The 26707-nt window shown below is 56.1% G+C and carries 20 protein-coding genes; 5 read left to right on the forward strand and 15 right to left on the reverse strand.

All coding sequences use genetic code 11. The features are described from left to right. Positions 1-137 precede the first annotated feature (137 nt). Genes fusA through rpsL form a run of 3 tightly spaced genes read right to left on the reverse strand, consistent with a single transcriptional unit; the run spans position 138 to position 3131 of the window. Positions 138-2255 (reverse strand): elongation factor G, encoded by a 2118-nt coding sequence (gene fusA, locus AC2FEE_RS19795; RefSeq protein WP_496867051.1) that lies wholly within the window; start codon positions 2253-2255, stop codon positions 138-140. Positions 2256-2273: 18 nt separating this feature from the next. Next, complete coding sequence (gene rpsG / locus AC2FEE_RS19800) at positions 2274-2744, reverse strand: 30S ribosomal protein S7 (RefSeq protein ID WP_039529242.1); 471 nt, start codon at positions 2742-2744, stop codon at positions 2274-2276. Positions 2745-2759: 15 nt separating this feature from the next. After that, positions 2760-3131, reverse strand: coding sequence for a 30S ribosomal protein S12 (gene rpsL / locus AC2FEE_RS19805; protein ID WP_005621086.1), 372 nt, complete (start codon positions 3129-3131; stop codon positions 2760-2762). Positions 3132-3527: 396 nt separating this feature from the next. Here rpsL and AC2FEE_RS19810 point away from each other — a divergent pair, with 396 nt between their 5' ends. Next, entirely contained in the window at positions 3528-4334 is an 807-nt protein-coding gene (locus AC2FEE_RS19810; protein ID WP_496867052.1) for a putative rhamnosyl transferase, read from the forward strand. On the opposite strand, the gene AC2FEE_RS19815 is transcribed toward AC2FEE_RS19810, so the two are convergent. From AC2FEE_RS19815 to AC2FEE_RS19835, 5 genes are all read right to left on the reverse strand, one after another. Then, the gene (locus AC2FEE_RS19815) at positions 4322-5188 is read right to left on the reverse strand and encodes a DMT family transporter (RefSeq protein WP_496867053.1); all 867 of its coding nucleotides are present in this window, start codon (positions 5186-5188) and stop codon (positions 4322-4324) included. The two genes, AC2FEE_RS19810 and AC2FEE_RS19815, sit on opposite strands and share 13 nt — an antisense overlap. Positions 5189-5368: 180 nt before the next feature. After that, positions 5369-6118 (reverse strand): proteasome-type protease, encoded by a 750-nt coding sequence (locus AC2FEE_RS19820; protein ID WP_496867054.1) that lies wholly within the window; start codon positions 6116-6118, stop codon positions 5369-5371. Between the two features lie 11 nt (positions 6119-6129). Next, on the reverse strand, positions 6130-6927 hold the full coding sequence (locus tag AC2FEE_RS19825) for a transglutaminase family protein (RefSeq protein WP_496867055.1): 798 nt from the start codon (positions 6925-6927) through the stop codon (positions 6130-6132). Between the two features lie 3 nt (positions 6928-6930). Beyond that, positions 6931-7872 (reverse strand): alpha-E domain-containing protein, encoded by a 942-nt coding sequence (locus tag AC2FEE_RS19830; protein WP_496867056.1) that lies wholly within the window; start codon positions 7870-7872, stop codon positions 6931-6933. A gap of 2 nt (positions 7873-7874) precedes the next feature. After that, on the reverse strand, positions 7875-9293 hold the full coding sequence (locus tag AC2FEE_RS19835) for a circularly permuted type 2 ATP-grasp protein (protein ID WP_496867057.1): 1419 nt from the start codon (positions 9291-9293) through the stop codon (positions 7875-7877). 662 nt (positions 9294-9955) lie between these two features. Between AC2FEE_RS19835 and AC2FEE_RS19840 the strand changes: the two genes are divergently transcribed. Next, positions 9956-11254, forward strand: coding sequence for a TAXI family TRAP transporter solute-binding subunit (locus AC2FEE_RS19840; protein ID WP_496867058.1), 1299 nt, complete (start codon positions 9956-9958; stop codon positions 11252-11254). Between the two features lie 150 nt (positions 11255-11404). Here the strand turns inward: AC2FEE_RS19840 and rpoC are convergent, their stop codons facing one another. The 5 genes from rpoC to AC2FEE_RS19865 form a co-directional block, all read right to left on the reverse strand. Beyond that, complete coding sequence (gene rpoC / locus AC2FEE_RS19845) at positions 11405-15646, reverse strand: DNA-directed RNA polymerase subunit beta' (protein ID WP_496867059.1); 4242 nt, start codon at positions 15644-15646, stop codon at positions 11405-11407. Between the two features lie 370 nt (positions 15647-16016). Beyond that, entirely contained in the window at positions 16017-20153 is a 4137-nt protein-coding gene (gene rpoB, locus AC2FEE_RS19850) for a DNA-directed RNA polymerase subunit beta (protein WP_496867060.1), read from the reverse strand. Positions 20154-20403: 250 nt separating this feature from the next. After that, positions 20404-20778: a 50S ribosomal protein L7/L12 gene (rplL, locus tag AC2FEE_RS19855; protein WP_037314964.1), complete on the reverse strand. Its 375-nt coding sequence runs from the start codon at positions 20776-20778 to the stop codon at positions 20404-20406. 80 nt (positions 20779-20858) lie between these two features. After that, positions 20859-21377: a 50S ribosomal protein L10 gene (gene rplJ / locus AC2FEE_RS19860; protein WP_480595523.1), complete on the reverse strand. Its 519-nt coding sequence runs from the start codon at positions 21375-21377 to the stop codon at positions 20859-20861. A gap of 313 nt (positions 21378-21690) precedes the next feature. Further along, positions 21691-22347 (reverse strand): hypothetical protein, encoded by a 657-nt coding sequence (locus AC2FEE_RS19865; RefSeq protein ID WP_496867061.1) that lies wholly within the window; start codon positions 22345-22347, stop codon positions 21691-21693. Positions 22348-22449: 102 nt separating this feature from the next. Between AC2FEE_RS19865 and AC2FEE_RS19870 the strand changes: the two genes are divergently transcribed. Then, on the forward strand, positions 22450-23481 hold the full coding sequence (locus AC2FEE_RS19870; RefSeq protein WP_496867100.1) for an aminoglycoside phosphotransferase family protein: 1032 nt from the start codon (positions 22450-22452) through the stop codon (positions 23479-23481). An 88-nt stretch (positions 23482-23569) separates the two neighbouring features. Here AC2FEE_RS19870 and rplA read toward each other — a convergent pair whose 3' ends face one another. Then, positions 23570-24268 (reverse strand): 50S ribosomal protein L1, encoded by a 699-nt coding sequence (gene rplA / locus AC2FEE_RS19875; protein WP_496867062.1) that lies wholly within the window; start codon positions 24266-24268, stop codon positions 23570-23572. A 1-nt stretch (position 24269) separates the two neighbouring features. Beyond that, positions 24270-24719 (reverse strand): 50S ribosomal protein L11, encoded by a 450-nt coding sequence (gene rplK, locus AC2FEE_RS19880; RefSeq protein WP_010440985.1) that lies wholly within the window; start codon positions 24717-24719, stop codon positions 24270-24272. 311 nt (positions 24720-25030) lie between these two features. Here rplK and AC2FEE_RS19885 point away from each other — a divergent pair, with 311 nt between their 5' ends. Beyond that, entirely contained in the window at positions 25031-25891 is an 861-nt protein-coding gene (locus tag AC2FEE_RS19885; RefSeq protein ID WP_496867063.1) for a hypothetical protein, read from the forward strand. Beyond that, on the forward strand, positions 25888-26652 hold the full coding sequence (locus tag AC2FEE_RS19890; protein WP_496867064.1) for a hypothetical protein: 765 nt from the start codon (positions 25888-25890) through the stop codon (positions 26650-26652). The genes AC2FEE_RS19885 and AC2FEE_RS19890 overlap by 4 nt, the downstream gene beginning before the upstream one ends. Positions 26653-26707: the final 55 nt, after the last annotated feature.

Genomic DNA, 26707 nt, shown 5'->3' on the forward strand with positions numbered 1-26707 from the left:
GTCTTGCCGTGGTCAACGTGGCCAATCGTGCCGATGTTGACGTGCGGCTTATTACGCTCAAACTTTTCCTTTGCCATGATGGCCTCCTTTTTCGGTAATGAAGGGAGCGCGTTACCCGCGCTCCCTCAAATCTTCGCTTATGCGTATTTCGCCTGAATCTCGTCCGAGATATTCTGCGGAACCGGATCGTAGTGGTCGAACTGCATGGTGAACTGGGCACGGCCCGACGACATCGAACGCAGGGTGTTGATGTAGCCGAACATATTCGCCAGCGGAACAAACGCGTCGATCGCGATTGCGTTGCCGCGCGGCTCTTGTCCAGACACCTGGCCCCGACGCGAGGTCAGATCGCCGATGATACCGCCGGTGTATTCTTCCGGGGTGATCACTTCGACCTTCATGATCGGTTCCAGCAGCTTCGCGCCGGCTTTGCGCATGCCTTCACGCATACACATCCGCGATGCGATTTCGAACGCCAGAACGCTCGAGTCAACGTCGTGGAACTTACCGTCCAGCAGGGCAACCTTGAAGTCGATCACAGGGAAGCCAGCCAGCGGGCCGCTATCCATAACCGAGTTGATGCCTTTTTCAACACCGGGAATGTATTCCTTCGGAACGGCACCACCAACGATGCGGCTTTCGAACGAATAACCTTCGCCAGCTTCGGTCGGCTGGATCTCCAGCTTGACTTCCGCGAACTGACCCGAACCACCCGACTGTTTCTTGTGGGTGTAGGTGTGCTCAACCGGCATCGAGATGGTTTCACGGTATGCCACCTGCGGTGCACCGATGTTCGCCTCGACTTTGAATTCGCGCTTCAGACGGTCAACCAGGATGTCCAGGTGAAGTTCGCCCATGCCCTTCATGATGGTCTGACCGGATTCCAGGTCAGTTTCCACGCGGAAGGACGGGTCTTCGGCGGCCAGACGAGCCAGACCTTGGGACATCTTCTCCTGGTCGCCCTTGGTTTTGGGCTCAACCGCAATCTCGATCACCGGATCGGGGAAGGTCATGGTTTCCAGAACCACCGGATCCTTCGCATCACACAGCGTGTCACCGGTGGTGGTGTCTTTCAGACCCGCCAGCGCGATGATGTCGCCTGCAAACGCTTCTTCGATCTCTTCCCGGTTGTTCGAGTGCATCATCATCATACGACCGATGCGCTCTTTCTTACCTTTGGTCGAGTTCAGGATCGAGTCACCCTTGTTCATGGTGCCCGAGTAGATCCGGGTGAAGGTCAGCGAACCAACAAACGGGTCGTTCATGATTTTGAACGCCAGGCCGGAGAAGGCCATGTCGTCATCGGCACGACGTGCGATGTCACGAACTTCGTCTTCGTCGCCGGGTTTGAAGCCCATGTAATCAACAACGTCCAGCGGGCTGGGCAGATAGTCGATCACAGCGTTGAGCAGTGGCTGAACCCCTTTGTTCTTAAACGCCGAACCACCCAAAACCGGAACGAACGCGATTTCCAGCGTACCTTTACGCAGCAGTGCGCGCAGAGTTGGAACGTCGGGCTCGTTGCCTTCCAGGTATTCCATCATCGCATCGTCGTCCATTTCGACGGCCGCTTCGATCATTTTACCGCGCCATTCGTCAGCCATGTCTTTCAGGCTGTCGCGGATCGGTGCCTTAACCCAGCTTGCGCCCAGGTCTTCGCCCTGCCACAGCCATTCTTCCATGGTCACCAGGTCGATCAGACCTTCCAACTCGGTTTCTGCGCCGATCGGAATACCAACCGGAACAGCACGTGCACCGGTGCGGTCTTCGATCATTGCAACGCAGTTGAAGAAGTCAGCGCCGATCTTGTCCATCTTGTTGACGAACACCATACGCGGGACCTTGTAGCGGTCAGCCTGACGCCACACGGTTTCGGTTTGGGGCTCAACACCAGCGTTAGCGTCCAGAACGCAAACGGCACCGTCGAGAACCGCCAGCGAACGTTCAACTTCAATGGTGAAGTCAACGTGGCCGGGGGTGTCGATGATGTTCAGGCGATGCTTGGGCGAGTCAGCAGTCACACCGTCTTCGGTGCGCTCCCAGAAGGTGGTTGTCGCAGCCGAGGTGATGGTGATGCCGCGTTCCTGCTCCTGCTCCATCCAGTCCATGGTGGCTGCACCATCGTGCACCTCACCGATGTTGTGGGATTTACCAGTGTAATACAGGATACGTTCCGAGCAGGTGGTTTTACCTGCATCGATATGCGCCATGATACCGAAGTTACGGTAATGGTTGAGTGTATATTCGCGTGCCATTTTGATAAGCCTCTGGAATTACCAACGGTAGTGGCTGAAAGCTTTGTTCGCCTCGGCCATCTTGTGGGTGTCTTCACGCTTCTTCACGGCGGTACCACGGGACTGTACAGCGTCCAGCAGCTCGCCGGCGAGGCGTTCTTCCATGGTGTTTTCGTTGCGGCCACGCGCAGCAGTGATCAGCCAGCGGATGGCCAGTGCTTCGCGGCGCTCGGGGCGCACTTCGACCGGAACCTGATAGGTTGCACCACCAACCCGGCGCGAGCGAACCTCGACAGAGGGTTTGATGTTGTCGAGCGCTTCGTGGAACACTTCGACAGGAGCGCGCTTGATCTTGTTCTCAACGCGGTCAAACGCGTTGTAAACGATGCGCTCTGCGACCGACTTTTTGCCGTCGATCATCAGGTTGTTCATGAATTTGGTCAGTACCTTGTCGCCAAATTTGGCGTCAGGCAGGACTTCGCGTTTTTCGGCGGCGTGACGACGTGACATATCAGCCTCTCCTTCTTACTTGGGACGCTTCGCGCCGTATTTCGAACGACGCTGCTTACGGTCTTTGACGCCCTGTGTATCCAGAACACCGCGCAGGATGTGGTAACGCACACCGGGAAGGTCTTTTACACGGCCGCCACGGATCAGAACAACCGAGTGTTCCTGCAGGTTGTGGCTTTCACCGGGAATGTACGAGATGACCTCGAACCCGTTGGTCAGGCGCACCTTGGCAACCTTACGCATAGCCGAGTTCGGCTTCTTCGGCGTGGTGGTGTACACGCGGGTGCAAACGCCGCGCTTCTGCGGGCACTGCTCCAGGTGCATGGACTTCGAGCGTTTTACTTTGGGCTGCCGCGGCTTGCGGATCAGCTGTTGAATAGTTGGCATTCCGGTTTCTTCCCCGTTTTGCAACACACATGACATGCACGCGGTTGCGTGCGGTTAAATTTGCTGCACTCATGCGTCCACAAGCGCAAAATCCGCGAGCGTTCCCATTCCGAGGTGAACGTCGCGGTTTGTTATCAGAGGGCGCGAACTGCAAAATTGTCCGGGCCTTGACCAGTTCATTACTGGAATCGGTTATGGGGCGGCCCCCAGTACCGAGATGTGGCGGGTAATAGGGGGAGTCGGCCCGGGTGTCAACAGCACACACGATCAGGGGATCAACTGACCGGTCCGCTGAGATTTATCAGGGCCCTGCGAGGATTTCCAGCACGACCGCCCGTTGCGGGTTCCCCAGTGCACGGGCATAGTCTGTGCAACGATCTGCACCATGGATGATTCATGCAAGTCATAGGCCTTTGCCGCTTTTCCTACCCCGCCCACGGGGGTTTCCAGGTCGAACATGACACGATTGAGGAACGCCGCCGGTACCTTTACAACCCGGCCCGTCTGGAAGAGCGGTTCCGCCTGTTCGAGACCACCACCCTGCCCTGTTTCAAGGAACAGACCGATGAGGAGTTCCAGTTCCTGATCGTGATCGGAGATTGCCTGCCGAAACCTGCTTTTGACAGACTACACGATCTGACTTCTGGCATGAAACAGGTCCGGATCATCGCCCGCGCGCCTGCCCGACACCGCAAAGTGATGAAAGAGGTCCTCAACGCCGCGCGCGACAACCCCGGCGCGCCGTGCCTGCAGTTCCGCCACGACGATGACGATGCCGTTTCGGTGGATTTCGTTGAACGCCTGCGCATTGCCGCGGTTGAGGGCGAAGGTTTGATGGCGAACAATAAAACCGTCGCCATCGACTTTAATCAGGGGTTCCTTGCCCGTTTCGGCCCGGGCGGCATTCGGGCGGCACAAGTTTTTCGGCCTCTGTTGGGCGTCGGATTCGCCATGCATGTACGCGGCGGCTGTGAGCAGACGATTATGAATTTCGCCCATCACCGCATCGGGAACTTCATGCCGGTGATCAGCTACCCGGACGCGCCGATGTGGGTGCGTACGCTGAACCAGTTCAACGATTCACCCCATGCCCGCAACAGCACCACGGAATTATCTCCGCTGACGCCCGAGCAGGAGGGCGAATTCATCGCTCGCTTTGCTATCGAACAGGATGCGGTCCGGCAGGCTCACTATGCGGTGTGAGAGTGCCGTTCGCGGAAAAGCGTGAACAACCCGGCCCCCACGACCAATGCCGCCCCGAGCAATGTAACCGAGTCCGGCCAGTCGCCGAACACCAACCAGCCCAAGGCAAGTGCCCAGATCAGGCTGGAATAGCGGAACGGCGCGACAAAGCCGACATCTCCGATGCGCATGACCATGACACTGCACAGGTAACCGGTCAGCACGAACACCGCAGCACAAGCGACCATCAACCCCGCGCCCGGCGAAACCGGCTGCCAGCCCGAAGCGAGAGAGGCGCATCCCGCCGCGACGGTAACTGTCAACGAGGTCGCCAATGTGACCGCCAGCGAGGGCACATGGATCGACATACGCCGCGTGATCAAATCTCGGATGGTGACCGACACAACCGCGATCAACGCGTAAATGGCATAGATACTGAACCCCTCGGGACCCGGCCGTACGATCAGCAGCATTCCAAGGAACCCCAGCGCAATCGCCAGAACCCGCCGCCATCCGATCTGTTCACCGAAGAACACCACCGCACCCAGGGTCACGGTCAGCGGCAAGGCCTGCAGTACCGCCGTCACATTGGCCAGCGGCATATGCAGCAGCGCAGTCAGGAAGAAAAACGTCGCTGCTAGCTCGGCCAGACATCGCGCCGCAACCAGCCACTTGTCATGGCGCGGAAAATTCAGATGCAGCGCCCCAAGACGGCGTGCGAGCAGATACACCAGAACCGTGGCCAGAACGCCGCGCATGGCAACCATCTGGAACAGCGGAATCTCTGCCCCTGCGGCCTTGATCAGCGCATCATTGATCGTAAAGGCGGCCATGCTACCCATCATCAGCAACGCGCCTTTCACATTTGGGGTCATTTCAAACACGTCCAGTCCTTAAACACCCGCAACATTGGTGCCGTCGCTGTCTGGGATGTCACCTCACCAGAAGGGTACGCCGGGTTCGTAAAAATACGGGTCTCGTGACCAAGCCTCAGTTCACTGCAACACAGTGCGTTCTGGTCGAACGAATGACCACTGTGTGGACTAAGCCGAAGTTCAACAGTTTAGTTTTCGCTCTGGGTTGTATTCTGGAAGTCTGGATAAGGCTGATTTCAACGCGTCGCCCCACCCTTCGGAAATAGTGCGAAAGTACTGATCGTCGGGTTCGAACCTAGACCGCGTACCACCGTCAAGGCTGTCCTCATCATAAAGAAGCAGGTCAAGCGGCGCTCCGACAGATAAATTAGCCTTGATTGTTGAATCGAAACTGACAAGCAGGAGCTTTACTGTTTCCGGAAAGCTCATTTCCGGATCATAGGCGCGCACCAGAATTGGGCGGCCGTATTTCGTCTCTCCAATCTGAAAGAACGGGGTGTCGTCTCCGGCTTCGATAAAGTTACCTTCGGGGTAGATCAGAAACAGGCGAGACCGGCCGCCATTGATCTGGCCTCCAAGAATGAGTGTCGCGTGAAAGGCGCTGTCTGCTTGCTGACCGGACCGGGCATGCTCCTCGATGACATCATTCAGCGTAGCCGCGACCAGTTGTGCAACTTGAAACATGGTAGGCGCTTCTAAAATCGATGGCGAACGATCTGCGGGCGCTTTCGTACGCTCTTCCAGAAGGCTTATCGTGGCCTGGGTCGTCGCCAGGTTTCCAGCCGCTAGGATAGTGATCGACCGATCGCCTTCGACTGTCCAATTGAACATCTTGTTGAAGGTCGAAACATTATCAACGCCTGCATTCGTGCGCGTATCGGACATAAAAACCAGACCGCGGTTCAGCCGCATGCCCACAGCGTAGGTCATCAAATTCTCCGTTACTGCTGTGCGACCTGCAACTGCACTGCCAATTGCTCGCCCGCTGTCCCTATTCTGTTCCCTATTACTGGTGCAGATTGGGAATAGTCCAGACCGGTCGCGACGCGTACGTATCGATCGTCAGGTGAAATCCCGTTTGAAACGTCAAACCCGACCCACCCCAACCCATCCAAATGCACTTCGGCCCAGGCATGGGTCGCGTCCTGTAGTTCCGTTTCGTTCATCATCAGGTAACCCGATACATAGCGTGCCGGCACTCCGATCTGCCGCGCGCAGGTAATGAAAATATGCGCGTGGTCCTGACACACGCCACACCCTGCTTTGAGAGCGTCTTCTGCGCTCCAACCCGGGTGCGAACTTCCAACCTCGTACGCGACCTGTGTTCGAATTCTTTCAGACAGGGCATGCATCTGCTCAAGTGGTTCGCCTGTTGGCAACGCGCCTACCACATCGGCGACCCCTTTCCCCGGCATTGTCTGAGGTGTGCTTCTTTTAAATAGCCACAATGGTGTCGACCCTTCGTGACGCCCCAGTACGCCATGTGTGTCTTCCACCTCAACAACGCCTTCGGAGATCAACGAGATGCTTTGGGTATTTGGTTCGAAACTGATCAATTCCACCGTATTGCGGTGGTAGTCTTCAAATGTAAGTTCTTTGCGCCCGCCGGAGATCTTGGTACTCCAACTTACAATGTTCTGATTGCGGAATGACTTTGGTGTCTTCCTCAGCTGCTGCAGCCCGAAGGGAACTGGCGCGTCGTAATCGTATCGTGTCTCGTGTCGAATGTGCAGTTTCATTGGCTACTCGTAGAACCGATAATCGATTTCTATCTGACGGCTTAAGTTGCCGAGATCTGTCAGAAAATCCTGAATGTACTCATGCAGTCCAAGTTCAAAGATATCCGAGATTTTCTGATCCAGGTATTTCTCGTAGAGAGCGTTTGAGGCCTCGCACGAAGGCCCGGCAAAGCCATAGTCTTTCTTCAAGTATGACAAGTTCTCCTGAAGCTTTCTGCAGCAAAAGTGCAGGCTGCGAGGCATACGCTGATCCAAGATCAGAAACTGGGCAATATCAGACGGCCGTGTTTTCTCCCCATGGGTCATACGATACGCTCCACCAGCACCGACGGAACGGAGGATGCTTTCCCATTGGATGTTGTCCAGTGACGAACCGACTGAAAAGGCTGTGGGCAGAAGAACGTAGTACTTCACGTCCAATATGCGCCCGGTGTTATCAGCCCGCTCGACAAACGTACCAATGCGAGTGAAGTCGAAAATGTCATTGCGCAGCATGGTTCCCAATGTGGCGCCACGGACCAAAGCAGCCTGTTGGCGAATAAGCTCCAGCGTGGCAGGCAAATCCCGCTCATTCACGCGACGCTTCATAACCTCATCAATCTGCATCCAAGTGGAGTTCACGGCGCTCCAGACATCATGGGTCAGCGCGGTTCGAACAAGGCGCGCATTGTCTCGTGCTTGCTTGATGACCGACTTGATCGAGGATGAATTATCAGCGTCGCGCAGCACCCAATCGACAGCATTGTCTTTGGAAATGTCATCGTACTTGGCGTGGTACCCATTCAGAACTCCAGCCGTTTTCAGAACCGAGCCCCATTCCTCGGCAGAGTTCTTGGTACGGGTCAACGCCATCCGCTGACCCGTTTCAAGCAGCCTGGCCGTGTTTTCCGCTCGCTCCAGGTAACGGGACATCCAGAACAACCCACCGGCAGTTTTTCCCAGCATGGTCAATCCTCCAGAACCCAAGTGTCTTTGGTCCCACCGCCCTGACTTGAGTTCACGACCAATGACCCTTTCTTCATCGCTACGCGGGTCAGGCCGCCAGGTGTAATCTTGATCCCTTCGGGAGAAACTAAAACGAACGGCCGCAAATCAACATGTCTGGGGGCAAGGCCCGAGCGCGCGAAGATTGGAACCGTCGAGAGTGCCAGCGTCGGCTGAGCAATATAGTTCGCTGGCCGCGATTTGAGCTTGTCGCGGAAAGCCGAAATTTCTTTCTTGCTGGCCGTGGGGCCAATCAACATGCCGTAGCCGCCTGACCCATGTACTTCCTTAACCACAAGGTCGGACAGGTTATCCAGCACATAGGACAGAGACTCCGGATCGCTGCAACGCCAGGTGGGTACATTTTTAAGCAGGGGCTTTTCACCCGTGTAGAATTCAATGATCTCAGGCATGTACGAGTAGATTGCCTTGTCATCCGCGATGCCTGTTCCCGGCGCGTTAGCAATAGTGATACCCCCTGCGCGGTAGACATCCAGAATGCCAGGAACACCTAGGGCGCTGTCAGGGTTGAAATTCAGAGGATCCAGGAAGTCGTCATCGACCCTGCGATACAAAACATCGATAGGCTTGTAGCCACGGGTAGTACGCATGCAAACGCGCCCGTCGACAACCCGCAGGTCGTGCCCTTCGACCAGTTCCACCGCCATCTGATCTGCAAGGAATGCATGTTCATAATAGGCCGAATTATAGATGCCCGGAGTCAATACAGCTACAGTGGGTTCTCCGTCCGCGCAAGCTGGAGCGCTGGCCGCGAGAGACCGCCTTAAATTGCGCGGATAGTCGGAAACATTGCGAACATTTGTGGCGCTGAACAGTTCGGGAAACATCTTCAGCATCGTTTCCCGGTTTTCGAGCATATAACTTACTCCGGACGGAGTGCGCGCATTGTCTTCCAGCACGAAAAACTCGTCCGGTCCGGTTCGCACTAAATCGACACCAACAATATGCGTATAAACCTGACCGGGTGGGGACACGCCAAGCATCTGCGGCAGGAACGCTTCGTTTCCGGCTACCAACTCAGACGGCACACGACCGGCGCGGACAATTTCCTGACGGTGGTATATGTCATGGAGAAATGCGTTGATTGCCCGCACCCGTTGTTCGATACCGCGTTCCAGCCGCTGCCACTCTCGCGCAGAAATGACTCGCGGCAGGATATCAAACGGTATCAACCGTTCCTCAGCTTCGGCTTTGCCGTAGACGTTAAAAGTGATGCCCGTCAGCCTAAAAACTTTTTCGGCTTCGCGCTGTTTGGCCCTCAACCGTGATACGTCTTCAGCATTGAACCAACGGCCGATCTCTTCATATGGACCTCTGAGTGATCCATCGCCGTTGAGCATTTCATCAAAATATTCACTCATTCGAGAAGTTTGACGATCAATTCAGAGTTTTCAAGTTATTCGAACTCGGTTTGATGATACCTTCAGAGGAAACGTCTAATTTTCGGGCTATTTGAATGACGTGACGATCTTAACAACACAGCGCTGTTGGTATTTCCAACTGATGTCACATTCATCTAGTTGCACTCAGTAGCGTCTGGTTTTCGCGGCATCAGAATGTCCGATTTGGGTTCATTCTAACAATTCGAGCTTGTCGCAGAGAAGGTCCGGTGCGAGCCCAACCCGGTCATCGCGGTTTCGTGCTGCGTGCGCTCGCAGCACAGATATTGCCGCGAGCGCGTCATCGGCGGCGCGGCGAAGCAGCGTGAAGAGCGGTCATTCATACCGGGCGCGGCGAAGTTCTGTCAGGCAATGAGCAAGACGCGGACATTGCCGACGACAAAGACAAAACTAAACTTCGAGTTTATCATAGGATAAACTGTTGCTGCGGCGGCCAGTTTTTGATTTCAACCTCGTTCAAGTGCTCTTGGTTCTTTGCGCTACCCACAAAATATTCAGGGATACTTGAACAGAAGAACTCGAACTTTCGAGTGCTACTCACTTTGATCGGTTTCTCGTTGGCAAAAAGATTGCTATCAAATGAGAACGAATAAATGATTACGATCATCTGAATGTGAGAATAAATGCGCTTAGTTCTTTTCATTCTCTTTCCGATTATGTTTATCGGTTTGCTTGTTTTTCTGATCTTTGGCTTGAAACCGCCCAACAGTATTAAGCTTGCTGCTGGCATAAGCGGAGGCGGATATTGGCAAGTTGGACAACTCTACAAAGCAGAACTTGCGCGCGACGGTATTCAGGTAATTTTAGTTGAAACCGAGGGGTCCGTTGAGAACATTCAGAAACTTGTTTCTGGCGAAGTGGATGCCGCATTTGTTCAAGGTGGTCTGGAAATACCTCAGGACGAAAACTTACAGTCTTTGGGCGCCATTTTTCTTGAACCGATGGTGGTGTTCCGCGGAAAGTCTAGTCCAGTCGGGGCCAATGCAGGAGAATGGGGAGACATTCGCTTAGCTGCAGGAACCAAGGCGTCCGGTACTCGCGCCGCCGCTTTAGCGCTAATTGAGGCCGCCGAGTTGCAAAATGTCGGCATAAACCTCGTCGATGCCGGAGGCAATGATGCAATAGAGGCGTTGTTTGCCAACGAAGCGGATGCAGCGTTGTTTGTCGCTCCACTCGATGCACCTTACCTTATGGACGCAATTTTTGATCCAGAAATCATTTTCGTCCCTATGGCTTTGGTCGATGCCCTTACATTGAAGCTTTCAGGAGCGAATTCGGTAACTGTACCGGCAGGGTCAATCACGTTAGACCCTCCGAGACCACCAGAGGATGTTAAGATCTTAGCATTGAGGGCTTCACTTATCTCCGCATCCGATCTGCACCCTGCAGTAACCGATAGGTTAGTGAATGCAGCAAAGAGCATTCATAGCGAACCTAATATTTTGCAAAGCGCGCGCGAGTATCCAAACACAGCTTCACCACCTGTACCACTAAACAAAATTGCCACAGAACTCATAACCTCTGGGCCAAACTTTTTGCATGGCGTCTTGCCATATTGGATCGCAGCGCAGTTTGGTAGCGTACTGTTATTGCTGTTGCCTTTGTTGTTCTTAGTACCGTTCCTGCGGATCGTCCCGTCCAGCTACGTGTGGTTTCAAAAGCGCCGGGTCTGGCGTTTTTATCAGCGCATCGCGGCGCTTGAGGAGGAACTCAGCAAAGCACAGACCTCAACTGAGGTAGAAGAGGTCGCCAAAGATATCGAAGAAGTGGACACGGCCCTTGCAAATCTGAATCTGCCGCTCGCATATCGCCAGGGAGCATATGATGCACGTTTGCACATAGGCATAATTCGACAGGAGATTGCGCGTCGTCGAACTGCAAAAATTGATGAAACCTCAACACTCACACGCAAATCACGCTAAAACACCTTTTTGATTTGAGATTTCGATACAGTCGAGTGCTTTATTTATTGCGCGTATATCCGCTTTGGGCTCGAAGCAGTTATTGACTAGTCCAATAAAAAGAGGCCCCGCGATATCTATCGCGGGGCCTCTTTTTGCTTGTGACGAAACTTACTCGCGGCTTTCCGGGGTTTCCACCAGAACGTCCAGTTCGTCGCCGACCATGTCGTCGTCCATCATCGGCGCAGCCAGGGCAGCGGCCGCTTCGGCCTCTTCGCGGCGGGCTTCGATCACGACGTTGTCGCGCGACTGGGCAACCTGACGCACGGCCTGTGTCGCACCACCGGTACCGGCGGGGATCAGGCGGCCAACGATGACGTTCTCTTTCAGGCCGACCAGCTTGTCCTTCTTGCCCTGTACCGACGCTTCGGTCAGCACGCGGGTGGTTTCCTGGAACGACGCCGCCGAGATGAACGAACGCGTCTGCAGCGAGGCTTTGGTGATCCCCAGAAGGATCGGCTCACCCTGTGCCGGACGGCCACCACGAGAGATCGTCTTCTCGTTGGCCGCGTCGAACTCCTGCTTGTCGACATGTTCGCCTTTCAGCAGGGTGGTGTCGCCAGAATCCAGGATCTCCCACTTCTGCAGCATCTGGCGCACGATGACCTCGATGTGCTTGTCGTTGATCTTCACGCCCTGCAGACGATACACGTCCTGCACCTCGTCGATCATGTAATCCGCCAGCGCTTCGACACCCATGATGGACAGGATGTCATGCGGTGCCGGGTTACCGTCCATCAGGTATTCACCCTTCTGGATGAAGTCCCCTTCGGCGACCGGGATGTGCTTGCCCTTGGGTACCATGTATTCGATGGTCTCCATGGACTCGTCAGCCGGTTCGATGCTGATGCGGCGCTTGTTCTTGTAGTCGCGACCAAAGCGCACGTAACCATCGGCTTCTGCGATGATCGCGTGATCTTTCGGACGACGGGCTTCGAACAGTTCGGCCACCCGCGGCAGACCACCGGTGATGTCCTTGGTCTTGGCGCCTTCACGCGGGATACGCGCGACAACGTCACCGGCTTCGATCTGCTGGCCGTCTTCGACCGACAGGATCGCGTCCACCGACATCGGATAGTGAACCGGGTTGCCCGCATCGTTGCGGACCGGCTCGCCATCTTCACCGACCAGAATGATCTCGGGCTTCAGGTCGCTGCCTTTGGGGGCGGCGCGCCAGTCGACCACGATCTTCTGGGTCATGCCGGTTGCTTCGTCAGTCTCGTCGCGGACAGCAAGGCCCGAAACAAGGTCGACATATTTCGCGGTACCGGCTTTCTCGGCGATGATCGGCAGGGTGTAGGGATCCCATTCGAACAGCTTATCGCCGCGGGCCACCTTGGTGCCGTCCTTGACGAACAGCTTGGAGCCATAGCCCAGCTTGTGGCTGGCACGCTCTTCGCCGTGCTCGTCCTTGATCACCAGCTTCATGTTCCGACCCATCACCAGACTTTCGCCTGCCGAGTTGACCAGAATCTGCGGGTTCTCGAAGGAAACAACACCGTCCTGGCTGGCTTCCTGGAACGACTGCTGACCACCTTGCGCAACACCACCGATGTGGAAGGTCCGCATCGTCAGCTGCGTACCGGGTTCACCGATGGACTGGGCGGCGATGATGCCGACTGCCTCACCCGTGTTAACCATGGTACCGCGTGCAAGGTCACGACCGTAACAGGTGGCACAGACCCCTTCCTCAGACTCACAGGTCAGAGGCGAACGGATGCGCATCGACGCAACGGCGGCCTCGTCAATCATGTCAGCCATACGTTCGTCGATCAGCTGGCCTGCAGCGACCAGAACCTCGTCCGTGCCCGGACGCAGAACGTCATCGGCAGAGACGCGGCCCAGCACACGTTCGGCCAGCGAGGCAACAACCTCACCGTCGTTGACGGCAGCTTCGGCCGTGATCGCACGCTCGGTGCCACAGTCGATCTCACGAACGATGCAGTCCTGTGCGACGTCCACCAGACGACGGGTCAGGTAACCCGAATTCGCCGTCTTCAGAGCGGTATCCGACAGACCCTTACGGGCACCGTGGGTCGAGTTGAAGTACTCGAGAACGGTCAGGCCTTCCTTGAAGTTCGAGATGATCGGCGTCTCGATGATGTCACCGTTCGGCTTGGCCATCAGGCCGCGCATACCGCCCAGCTGTTTCATCTGAGTGACCGAGCCACGCGCACCCGAGTGGGCCATCATGTAGACCGAGTTCGGTTCCTGTTCGGAGCCATCCGCGGCCCGATCCGATGATGAGATGGTGCTCATCATCGCCTCAGTAACACGGTCGTTACACTTCGACCAGGCATCGACGACTTTGTTGTACTTTTCGCCCTGAGTGATCAGGCCGTCCATGTACTGCTGTTCAAAGTCCTTCACCTGACCGCGGGTGTCATCAACGATGCCCCATTTGTCATCCGGAATAACCATGTCGTCTTTGCCGAACGAGATGCCCGCCTTGAACGCCTCTTTGAAGCCCATCGACATGATCTGGTCACAGAAGATAACCGACTCTTTCTGACCGCAGTAGCGATAGACGGTGTCGATGACCTGCTGCACTTCTTTCTTCCGCAGCAAGCGGTTGACCAGTTCGAACGGTGCCTTGTTGTTCATCGGCAGCAAGGCACCCAGACGCAGACGGCCCGGAGTGGTCTCGTAACGCTTCTGAACTTCGTTGCCTTCTTCGTCGATCTGCGTGATCCGTGCGGTGATCTTGGTGTGCAGGTGCACTTCGCCGGAATCCAGCGCGTGCTGAACTTCGTCGATCGAACCGAACACCTTGCCTTCGCCCGGCATGCCTTCGCGTTCCAGGGTCACATAGTAGAGACCCAGGATCATATCCTGCGACGGAACGATGATCGGCGCGCCGTTTGCAGGCGACAGAACGTTGTTCGTCGACATCATCAGAACACGGGCTTCCAGCTGGGCCTCAAGGCTCAGCGGAACGTGAACGGCCATCTGGTCACCGTCGAAGTCGGCGTTAAAGGCCGAACAGACCAACGGGTGCAGCTGGATGGCTTTACCTTCGATCAGAACCGGCTCGAACGCCTGAATGCCCAAACGGTGCAGCGTTGGCGCACGGTTCAGCATGACAGGGTGTTCGCGGATCACCTCGTCGAGGATATCCCACACTTCGGGACGCTCTTTCTCGACCAGTTTCTTCGCCTGTTTCACGGTCGAAGACAGACCCTTGGCTTCAAGGCGCGAATAGATGAACGGCTTGAACAGTTCCAGCGCCATCTTCTTCGGCAGACCACACTGGTGCAGCTTGAGTTCCGGACCGGTCACGATGACCGAACGGCCCGAGAAGTCGACGCGTTTCCCCAGAAGGTTCTGACGGAAACGACCCTGCTTACCTTTCAGCATGTCCGACAGCGATTTCAGCGGACGCTTGTTGGCGCCGGTGATCACGCGGCCACGGCGGCCGTTGTCGAATAGCGCATCCACGGATTCCTGCAGCATCCGCTTTTCGTTGCGGACGATGATGTCAGGCGCGCGCAGTTCGATCAGACGCTTCAGACGGTTGTTCCGGTTGATGACGCGGCGATACAGATCGTTCAGATCCGAAGTCGCGAAACGGCCACCATCCAGCGGAACCAGCGGACGCAGTTCCGGCGGAATGACCGGGATCACGGTCATAACCATCCACTCAGGCCGGTTGCCCGACTCGAGGAAGGACTCAACTACCTTCAGACGCTTGATGATCTTCTTGGGCTTCAGCTCGCCGGTTGCTTCGGCCAGATCAGCGCGCAGCTGCTCGGCTTCGGCTTCCAGATCGATCTGGGCCAGCATCTCACGAATGGCTTCGGCACCGATATTCGCGGTGAACGCGTCCATGCCATAGGCATCCTGCGCGTCCATGTACTCTTCTTCGGTCAGCATCTGGCCATAGGTCAGGTCGGTCAGACCGGGCTCGATGACGACGTAGTTTTCAAAGTACAGAACGCGTTCCAGATCGCGCAGCGTCATGTCCAGCATCAGACCGATGCGGGACGGCAGCGATTTCAGGAACCAGATGTGTGCAACAGGCGCGGCCAGTTCGATGTGGCCCATACGCTCGCGGCGGACTTTTTGCAGGGTGACTTCCACACCGCATTTCTCGCAGACAACGCCGCGATACTTCATCCGCTTATATTTGCCACACAGGCATTCGTAGTCTTTGATCGGGCCAAAGATACGCGCGCAGAACAGACCGTCACGCTCGGGCTTGAACGTCCGGTAGTTGATGGTTTCGGGCTTCTTGATCTCGCCATAGGACCAAGACAGGATCCGCTCGGGTGACGCCAGCGAGACCTTGATCTCGTCGAAAACCTTCGGGGGCGTCAGCGGGTTGAACGGGTTGTTGGTGATTTCCTGGTTCATTGGACAACCTTTCCAGGCTCAATACATTCATAGAAGACAGAGCGGTGATAGTCTTTCGGCCGCATTCTCTCTCCGGTATCGGTTAGGCGCACCTCACGCCATTTAGGACGCTCGACGGGCCGGGCAACTTCGCAGCGCGGGGCGTCCGGGTCAGTGGACACCAGCTTTGTGGTTCTGCCATCATCCTCGTTTACTTCATAAGTAAACGCATGGACCGGCCCAGACCGAGTGGAAAACTTTCGCTCAGCAAGCAATTGTTCGTCCGTCGGCTCCACGGTGACTTTGTCAACCGTGGAGCTAACAGTCCAGCTACAAGCCCCAAGCGCGGCTGTTGCGACAAGCGAGGCAGTAGCAGAGCTAACTATTATCCTCACTCCTCAACCTCCGCATCCAGGAGTTCCATATTCAGGCCGAGGCCACGGACTTCTTTAACCAGAACGTTGAACGATTCTGGTACGCCCGCTTCAAAGTTATCCTCGCCCTTGACGATCGATTCATAGACCTTGGTCCGGCCGGCGACGTCATCCGATTTCACGGTGAGCATCTCCTGCAGGGTGTAGGCGGCACCGTAAGCTTCCAGAGCCCAGACCTCCATCTCACCAAAGCGCTGACCACCGAACTGCGCCTTACCACCCAGCGGCTGCTGGGTAACCAGGCTGTACGGCCCGGTCGAACGCGCGTGGATCTTGTCGTCCACAAGGTGGTGCAGTTTCAGCAGGTATTTGATGCCCACGGTCACCGGACGCGCGAATTGCTCACCGGTACGACCGTCGAACAGAACCGACTGACCGCTTTCCGAGAAGCCAGCACGCACCAGCGCGTCGTTGACGTCAGCCTCTTTGGCACCGTCGAAGACCGGGGTAGCGATCGGAACACCGCGGGTCACGTTGCCCGCAGCCTCGATCAGGCCATCCTCGTCCAGACCGGTGATGCCTTCTTCATAGACATTCTCGCCATAAGCCAGCTTCATCGCTTCGCGAACCGGGGTCAGGTCGCCGGACCGGCGGTATTCACCCAGAGCGTCGTCGATGTTCAGACCCAGACCGCGTGCGGCCCAACCCATGTGGGTCTCAAGGATCTGACCAACGTTCATACGCGAAGGCACACCCAGCGGGTTCAGACAGAAGTCAACCGGAGTACCATCGGCCAGGAACGGCATGTCTTCCATCGGAACAACCTTGGAGATCACACCTTTGTTCCCGTGACGACCGGCCATCTTGTCGCCCGGCTGCAGCTTGCGCTTAACGGCGATGAAGACTTTGACCATCTTCATCACGCCCGGCGGCAGGTCGTCGCCACGTCGGACTTTCTCGACCTTGTCCTCAAAACGGGCGTCCAGAGCACGCTTTTGCACTTCGTACTGCTCGTTCAGAGCCTCAACGATCTGTGCGTCCTGCTCGCCTTCCAGCGCCAGCTGCCACCACTGACCACGGGTCAGGGTTTCCAGCAGATCCTCGGTGATCACCGAGCCTGGCTTGACGCCTTTCGGGCCTTTGACAGCGGTTTTACCCAGGATCAGGCCCTGCAGACGCGCATAGATGTTGCGGTCAAGGATCGCCAGCTCGTCGTCCCGGTCACGGGCCAGACGTTCGACTTCCTCACGCTCGATCTGCAGCGCACGCTCGTCTTTTTCGACGCCGTGACGGTTGAAGACACGAACCTCAACGACCGTACCGTAATCGCCCGGCTTCACGCGCAGCGAGGTATCGCGCACGTCAGATGCTTTTTCACCAAAGATGGCGCGCAGCAGCTTTTCTTCCGGGGTCATCGGGCTTTCGCCCTTCGGAGTGATCTTGCCGACCAGAATATCGCCCGGCTCGACATCCGCACCGATGTAAACGATGCCCGCCTCGTCGAGGTTGCGCAGCGCTTCTTCACCGACGTTCGGAATGTCGCGGGTGATCTCTTCCGGACCCAGCTTTGTATCACGGGCGGCGACTTCGAATTCCTCGATATGGACCGAGGTAAAGACGTCGTCACGCGCGATACGCTCGGAAATCAGGATCGAGTCTTCGTAGTTGTAGCCGTTCCACGGCATGAACGCGACGACCACGTTCTTACCAAGGGCCAGTTCACCCATATCGGTCGACGGACCATCGGCAATGACCTCGCCCTTCTGGACGGTGTCACCCACCTTGATCAGCGGACGCTGGTTGATGCAGGTGTTCTGGTTCGACCGCTGGAATTTGCGCAGACGGTAGATGTCCACACCAGCGTCGCCCAGTTCCAGATCTTCAGTGGCGCGGATAACGATACGCTGGGCATCGACCTGGTCGATGATACCGGCACGTTTCGCCTGGATCGCAGCACCAGAGTCGATCGCAACCTTTTCCTCGATCCCGGTACCGACCAGCGGCGCCTCGGCCCGCAGCAGCGGAACCGCCTGACGTTGCATGTTCGAGCCCATCAGAGCGCGGTTGGCGTCGTCATTTTCAAGGAACGGGATCAGCGATGCGGCAACAGACACCAGCTGTTTCGGCGACACGTCAATCAGGTCCACGTTTTCGGACGGCGCAAGGGTGTAATCCCCGGACTGACGGGTCGAGACCAGATCGTTCTTGAACTTGCCGCTTTCGTCCAGCTGCGCGTTGGCCTGCGCCACGGTATGCCGCATTTCCTCGGTCGCGGACATGTAGTGAACCTCATCGGTCACCTGACGCTCTTTGACGACGCGGTAAGGTGTTTCGATAAAGCCGTACTTGTTCACGCGAGCAAAGGTGGCCAGCGAGTTGATCAGACCGATGTTCGGACCTTCCGGCGTTTCAATCGGGCACATCCGACCATAGTGGGTCGGGTGCACGTCACGCACCTCAAAGCCCGCACGCTCACGCGTCAAACCACCCGGGCCAAGCGCCGAAAGACGGCGTTTGTGGGTGACTTCCGACAGCGGGTTGGTCTGGTCCATGAACTGCGACAGCTGCGACGAGCCAAAGAACTCGCGGACAGCAGCCGCGGCCGGTTTCGCGTTGATCAGGTCCTGCGGCATGACAGTGTCAATCTCGACCGACGACATACGCTCTTTGATCGCGCGCTCCATGCGCAGCAGGCCGACGCGGTACTGGTTTTCCATCAGTTCGCCGACCGAACGCACACGACGGTTGCCGAGGTGGTCGATATCGTCCACGTCGCCTTTGCCGTCACGCAGTTCCACCAGCGCCTTGATGCAGGCCACGATGTCTTCGCGGCGCAGGGTGCGCAGGGTGTCGGGCGCGTCCAGAGCCAGGCGCATGTTCATCTTCACGCGGCCAACAGCAGACAAGTCATAGCGCTCGCTGTCGAAGAACAGCGTGTCAAACAGGGCCGACGCAGCCTCGACGGTGGGCGGTTCACCCGGACGCATCACGCGGTAGATGTCCATCAGTGCGCTTTCACGGTTCAGGTTTTTGTCCTGAGCCATGGTGTTGCGCATGTAGGGGCCAACATTGACATTGTCGATGTCCAGAACCGGGATGTCGGTGATACCCGCATCGATCAGTTCCTTGACGGTGCCACCGATCAGTTCGCCGTCCTTGTCGTATTCCAGGGTCAACTCATCACCGGCTTCGACATAGATCGCGCCGTTTTCTTCGTTGATGATGTCCTTAGCGACGAACTTGCCGACGATGTGATCGAAGGGAACCAACAAGTTGGTAACGACGCCTTCTTCGATCAATTTCTTGACCGCGCGCGGGGTGACTTTCTTACCCGCTTCGGCAATGACTTCTCCGGATTTCGCGTCGATCAGATCATAGGTCGGGCGTGTACCGCGAACACGCTCGGGGAAGAACGGCGCAATCCAGCCCTTCTTCTTGTCCAGCTTGTAGGACACCGTATTGTAGTAGGCGTCCATGATCGCTTCCTGATCCAGACCCAGCGCATACAGCAGGGTTGTCACAGGCAGTTTACGGCGACGGTCGATACGGGCGAACACGATGTCCTTGGCGTCGAACTCAAAGTCCAGCCAGCTGCCGCGATACGGGATGATGCGGCAGGCAAACAGCAACTTGCCTGATGAATGGGTCTTGCCCTTGTCGTGGTCAAAGAACACACCGGGCGAACGGTGCATCTGGGACACGATCACACGCTCGGTACCGTTCACGATGAACGTCCCGTTCGGCGTCATCAGGGGCATGTCGCCCATGAACACGTCCTGTTCCTTGATGTCCTTGACCGACTTGGCGCCGGTGTCCTCGTCGACATCAAACACGATCAGACGCAGAGTGACCTTCAGCGGCGCGCTGTAGGTCATGTCGCGCTGCATGCATTCTTCGACGTCGTATTTGGGTTTTTCCAGATCGTATTTCACGAACTCCAGAACGGAGGTTTCGTTGAAATCCTTGATCGGGAAAACCGACTGGAACACGCCTTTGATGCCTTCGCCGTCAGTGGGCTGCTCTGCATCGCCGGAGCGCAGGAAAAGATCATAAGAAGATTTCTGGACCTCAATGAGGTTCGGCATCTCCAGCACTTCGCGGATTTTGCCGTAATATTTACGAAGACGTTTCTGGCCAAGGAACGTTTGAGCCATGTCAGATGTCACCTTTCGATGTTCTCAGCGGGCAAAGACACCGTCGGGCCCCGGCGCCTTGCACATTCGAGACGACACGTCCGGATCAATTCATGGCCACCATCCCGAAGGCAGCCTCCCGATCCGCGAACCGCGTCTTAGAAAACGCCCCAACCCATGAGGCCCTTTCTAAGACAGGTTCGGCTGGACCCGGATTTCTCCGGACCCAGCCAAATTTTTCGGCACATCAGCGATGCACCTGTCGAATGGCTTAGGCCAGCTCGACTTCGGCGCCAGCTGCTTCCAGCTTGCCTTTGACTTCTTCGGCTTCGTCTTTCGACACGCCTTCTTTGATCTTGCCGCCAGCTTCGACCAGCTCTTTGGCTTCTTTCAGGCCCAGACCGGTGATGCCGCGAACTTCTTTGATCACGTTGATTTTCGAAGCGCCGGCGTTCTTCAGAACGACGTCGAATTCGGTTTTTTCTTCCTCAGCTGCGCCACCGGCGTCGCCACCGGCTGCCATGACAACTGCGCCGCCAGCTGCGGGCTCGATGCCATATTCGTCTTTGAGGATGGTTTTCAGTTCTTGTGCTTCCAGCAGGGTCAGACCCACGATGCTTTCTGCGAGTGCTTTCAGATCAGCCATTGTATTAGCTCTTTCCGTTTTACAGTGTGTGTTCCAACGTCAGGGCAAATGCCCCACGCAGATCATTCAGTGCCAACCGCTTACGCAGCTTCCGCCTTCTCTTCGATGGTGGAAAGGATGCTTGCGATGTTGCTTGCAGGTGCGCCAATCGCGCCGGCGATGTTCGAAGCAGGTGCGCCAATGCAGCCAACGATCGAGGCAATAAGCTCATCGCGGGACGGCATTTTCGAAACTGTTTCGACGCCTTTGCGGTCCAGAGCGTTCTCACCCATTGCACCGCCGAGGATTTCAAAATTCTTGTTATCCTTGGCGAAGTCCTCGGCCACCTTGGCTGCTGCCACGGGGTCCTCGGAATAGGTCAGAACGGTCATCCCTGTCAGCAGGTCGGCCATGCTTTCACACGGCTTACCCTCAAGGGCGATTTTGGCGAGCCTGTTCTTGGCAACACGCACGGAGCCTCCGGCTTCGCGCGCACGCGAACGCAGGTCCTGCATCTCGGCAACTGTCAGACCGGCGTAGTGCGAAACCACTACGACGCCAGAGCTTTCGAAGATTTGGCCGAGTTCCTCGACCACTTTCTCTTTCTGGGCTCTATCCACAGTTCTCTCCAAGTTTGGGATGATATCTCACCCCGGCTCATATTTGCCGCGGCTTGCGCCCCGGCGTTCAGGTCCGTTGTTACGGGATTGGCCAAAACTCGCCCGAGGATCGTGACCCTCAGAATTCTTTGGTCTTACCCGTCTCAGGCAGGGAATTAAGGGGCCGAATGGACCCACCCACCGTCTTGGACGAAACGAAATAAAGCGCACGACGAATCGCACGCTTTACTCCGCAGCCCTCTTTAGGGCAGATGGCCGGGGTTTCCAAGGGGTAAATTACACAAGATTGGTTGCCGCTTTCCCGTCAAATCATTCAGTTCTCTCGGGAGATCGTCACTGCAGTTTGGTAGGTTTGCCCTATGTAAGCCCCTGTCACAACATACACCTGATCACCCTTTTGGTATTTTAAGCCCTTTTTGGGATTGCCCACCGGCTTGTATCCCCTGGAATTGAGCGAATTGGCAACAAAGACAAATGCTTCGCGATAGCCGGAAAAATTCCCGACTAAGAACTGACACCAGTTCTTTTTCGGGGGATAGCTCAAGATCGTGTTGGAGCCGTTCACCCTATCCCAGCCTGAATCGCCGCGTTTTTTCTTGTACCCTTCTCCCCTTAATGTGTTCATCTTCGAAAAGCCCAGGGCCGCCATCTTGTCGCTGGAGGCCGGCTGACCCGTTTCAAGAACGTCCAGACAGACATCGATCAACGGAGCAAGCTCAGCAGTCACCAGTTTTGTGTCAGCAGCAGATGCACGCTTGTTCTGTTCTGCCTTTTCCGCCCGGTATTCCGGGGTGTCATATGCGCAGCCTGAAAGAAGAAACGCTCCGCCGATCACTGCGGCCATCATTGTTTTGATTGTCATTTGATATTTCTTAGCCCTTTTACAGGAACCATTAGAAACCGGCGCACGGAAAGTGGAGGCACCCAAGGGTTGTTTTTCCGCTTTTGTCTCTCCCGTTGCGAAAGTCACACATCTAGCTGCGCACGTAGAATTCCGAGCCTGCGACTTTCAGATATCTGGACTGTGAGGCTCCGCCGCAACAAACAGCTAACGCCGCTCTTCTCGTTGACAGTGCGCCTGAACTCCGATCCTGTAATCACAGCAAAAAGTTATTCGAGGCATGGTGCGTTCGCTTCAATGTTGCCGATTACCGATATAGAAAGGGCACGCGCGGCCTCTTGCGTGGATGAGTATTCCAGACAACATGCCACTGACGAAGTGCTGCACTTCGACTGCGTATACCGGTCACATGATTTTTCCGACACGCGAATGGTTCTCAGGGTCAAGGGAAAACAACAGGATTATGCGCTGAAGATTGACACGCTGTCTCCTACCTCTGGCAGGTTACAGAGAGAATTTGAGTTGCTGACCGATTTGTCGCATCAGTTTTTGCAATTCGAGACATCGCGCGTGGTGCACCCCTATTACCTGTCGCCCGGGGGCATGTTCTTTGTCTCCGAGTTCATCGACCGGCCCACCGCCGTGGACGTGATCCACAACAGCGAGGACGACGATCAGGTCGCCCGGATCTACCGCCGCGCAGGGGCGTGGTTGCACGACCTGCATGGCTTCCAGCCAGCCACCGAGTATGAATTTCGGCCGCGCTGGATGACCGATGCCATCAACGCGCTGCTGTCATTCGTGCCGCCGCACGTCCAGGCAGCAGGCGGCCAGATGGCAGAAAGCCTGGAAAATTCCGCATTACACCTGAAGGGCATCCCCGACACGCAGGTGTTGTCGCATGGCGACTTTCACGGCCAGAACCTGATAGTCGGTAAGGGCGAGATGATCGGGCTGGACTTCACCGAAATGCGCGAGAAGCTCGCCGTCTATGACATCGTCGACTTCCTCAAGTCGGATATTTTCCGCGACGCCAACCCGTCCAACGTGGACCGCAGCGGCATCCTGAAACTGAACAAGAACATGTTCTTTCGCCGCTATCGGCATCCGATCCATATGGGGATACTGGATTTCTGCATCCGCGGGCGCCTGCTGAAAGATTGGCTTGCGTCTTGGCACGTCGATCACAGTTGCAGCCCCTACGAGGAAGACAGGCGTCGGCGTTTGGGCGATCGGCTGCAGATCGCGTTTCAACATCGCTGAAAACGCGTAATTCACCTGCAAGGCCAAAAGAAAATCCCGGGCAGTTCACACCACCCGGGACCAAATCTTTGCAACTTTGCGTTAAGGCTTATTCGCCCGCCGCAGCCGCCACATCCAGAGTCACGCCCGGGCCCATGGTCGAGCTCAGTGCGATTTTCTTCATGTAGGTGCCTTTGGCGCCCGACGGCTTGGCCTTAGCCACAGCCGAAACGAAAGCACGGACGTTTTCGGCCAGCTTGGCTTCGTCGAAGGACGCTTTGCCAACGCCAGCGTGCACAACGCCGCCTTTTTCCGCCTTGAACTGAACTTCACCGCCCTTGGCTGCTTCCACGGCCGCTTTCACGTCCATGGTCACGGTGCCAACCTTGGGGTTCGGCATCAGGTTGCGGGGGCCCAGAACCTTACCCAGACGGCCGACGATCGGCATCATGTCCGGGGTAGCGATGCAGCGATCAAATTCGATGGTGCCACCCTGAATGGTTTCCATCAGGTCTTCTGCACCAATGATATCTGCGCCCGCTTCTTTTGCTTCGTCAGCTTTCGGACCACGAGCGAAAACAGCAACGCGCATCGCTTTACCGGTGCCGTTCGGCAGACCGACAACGCCGCGAACCATCTGGTCTGCGTGACGGGTGTCAACGCCCAGGTTCATTGCGATTTCGATGGTCTCGTCGAATTTCGAGGTTGCGTTGGCTTTGACCAGGGCAACTGCTTCTTCGACCGACAGGTTTTCCTTGCCGGCGACAGCTTCGCGCGCAGCGCGGGTACGTTTACCGAGTTTTGCCATCTTACTTCACCTCGATGCCCATGGAGCGGGCCGAGCCCAGGATGATCTGCATTGCGCCTTCGACGTCGTTGGCGTTCAGATCTTTCATTTTGGCTTCGGCGATTTCACGAACCTGCTTCGAGGTCACGGTGGCCACGGTCTCACGACCTGGGTTTTCCGCGCCACGGGGGCGGTTACGCTTGCCAACCGGCTTCAGACCAGCCGCTTTTTTCAAGTAGTAAGACGCGGGCGGCGTCTTGATGTCCATGGTGAAGGACTTGTCCTGATAATAGGTAATCACGGTCGGGCACGGAGCGCCGGGCTCCATGTCTGCGGTCTTGGCGTTGAACGCCTTGCAGAATTCCATGATGTTGATGCCGCGCTGACCCAGCGCCGGACCAACTGGCGGCGACGGGTTCGCCTGACCTGCAGGAACCTGCAGTTTCATTGTACCAGCAAGCTTCTTGGCCATTTGGTTTTCCTTTCAACTTGGGTGAAACGCGTTCCACCCAGATTATGTTGCGTGGTCCGATCCGGGATCGCGATCCCAGCAACCTCCCACGAGAGAATCTCGCCCGAAGACGATAGAGGCGGCGTTTACAGGGGAATGTGGGGGTTGGCAAGTGGTTGGCACATAATCCCAAGGGATCTATTTGCACCGCAATTGGCCCACAGTCAAATATGGGAACTGAGCAACAGAACAGATTACTTGAATACATAAGTTGCTAAAGAGACGCAGGTGGGTATCTTTGCACAGCTTGGTTACAAAAGAGGTGGTCAGGGATGGCATCATCTCGGCTGAACAAGGGACTGCTGATCTGCATTCTGATTGCGATGCTGCCGGGGTGCGGCAGTAAGGCGCAAGATCAGAGCGCTGACTCCGAAACGGTCACCCAAACCGACGGCGGCAACGGAACTTCTTTGCCCTCAACAACAGGGATTGACCCCGCCACTTATGCAGGCCGGTTCCAAATCAAGCTAACCAAAGAAGTTCCCCTGCGTGACATTCCCGTCCCTTTCACGGTCTACAGCGGTCTGGAAGAATCCAGCCCAACCCGTTTGCGATTGAGAGCGTTCATGGATTTGCGCGGATTGCAGGAAAAAGCGCCCCGGATACTGACAGGCCCACTTGAAGAAAGCTGCAAACGACAGATTTACCTCGAAATCCGGGACGTCACCGCCATAGGTGACACGGTAAAGGTCGAGGGTTCAGCCCGTGCACAGTTTACGAGGTGTAAACGGAGTGAAGAACCTGGCTTCCGTTATTTCGGAGCAACTGTAGATGCAATTGCTGTCGCTAAGGCAGAAGTGAAAGGCCAATGCCTCACATTCAGTATCGAAGATGTTGATCTTAGCCCGCGTGGTTTCATCGGAGCCGTCAGCAATCTCTTTGGCCTGACCAACCGGATCAACGAAGCCCTACTGGAAAAGGGCGGCGAGTTTTTAGCAGCGCATCCGGTCTGCCCGCCATTACCCGAAGAGTTTACTGTTCTCGACCCGATTTACGAGTCCGGCGGCACACGTGAAATTGCTCCTGGCGGGCTGGGAGCAGCTGTTGTCGGATCGGCTGATGTCAGCGCAGAGACAATAGTCAAAGTCCTTGGGGAACTGAAGGAGCTTGGTGTTTTGGAGTTTGCTGAATGAGACTTTGGTTCGTATTCCCGGTCTTAGTGGCAGCTTTTCTGGACGCCCGGGCCCCAAGCGCACAACAGGTGAACTTTGTTATAGATGCGTCACTGCCCATTCGCGATACGGAATTGCCGTACACGCTTGACCTGAACCTCACGGCAGTAGCCCCCACTCGGATCGGGGTGGGCGCACTTCTGGATTTGCGTGAAATACAAAAAACCGTACCTGAGCGTTTGGCTGACAATGCAGTTGTCGACAATTGCGGCCTGCAAGTCAGACTCGATGGTATGAGTATTCATACCAAGGACGATGTGATCGATCTGGACGGGGAAGTAACAGTCACGAACTTTGAATGCAGTCGCACCAGTGAACGCGACTTTCAGCGGGGCGAACAAAAAAGAGCTATCTTGGCCAACATGTCCACCGAAGCAACCGTCGAACTGCGTGACAACTGTGCCTATTTCAAACTCATAGACCTCACACTAACGGCCCCCGAAGCTCAGCGAGAGCAACTGCTGGAGGACGATACTCTGGAATCCGTAAAAAAGTTGATGTTGGCTGCTGTGGATCTTGTACTCAACGAAACTCCGTTGTGCCCGGAGTTGCCGGCAGAGCTCGCGTCACTTGATCCAGTGTATGAAAAAGGCGGCCCGCGCGAAATCGGAGAGGGTGGCCTGGGTGTTTTTCTTGACGGATCCGTTGATGTAAGCCCATCAACAATTCTCGACATACTGACAGTTCTTCAACAAAAAGAACTGATTCCAGGTCGGCCGTAACGAAAGCTTTTCTTGGCGTAGGCCCCATCCTTTACCTGCTGGCTTGAGATTTGGC

The sequence above is a fragment of the Ruegeria sp. YTSC199 genome (assembly GCF_059609725.1).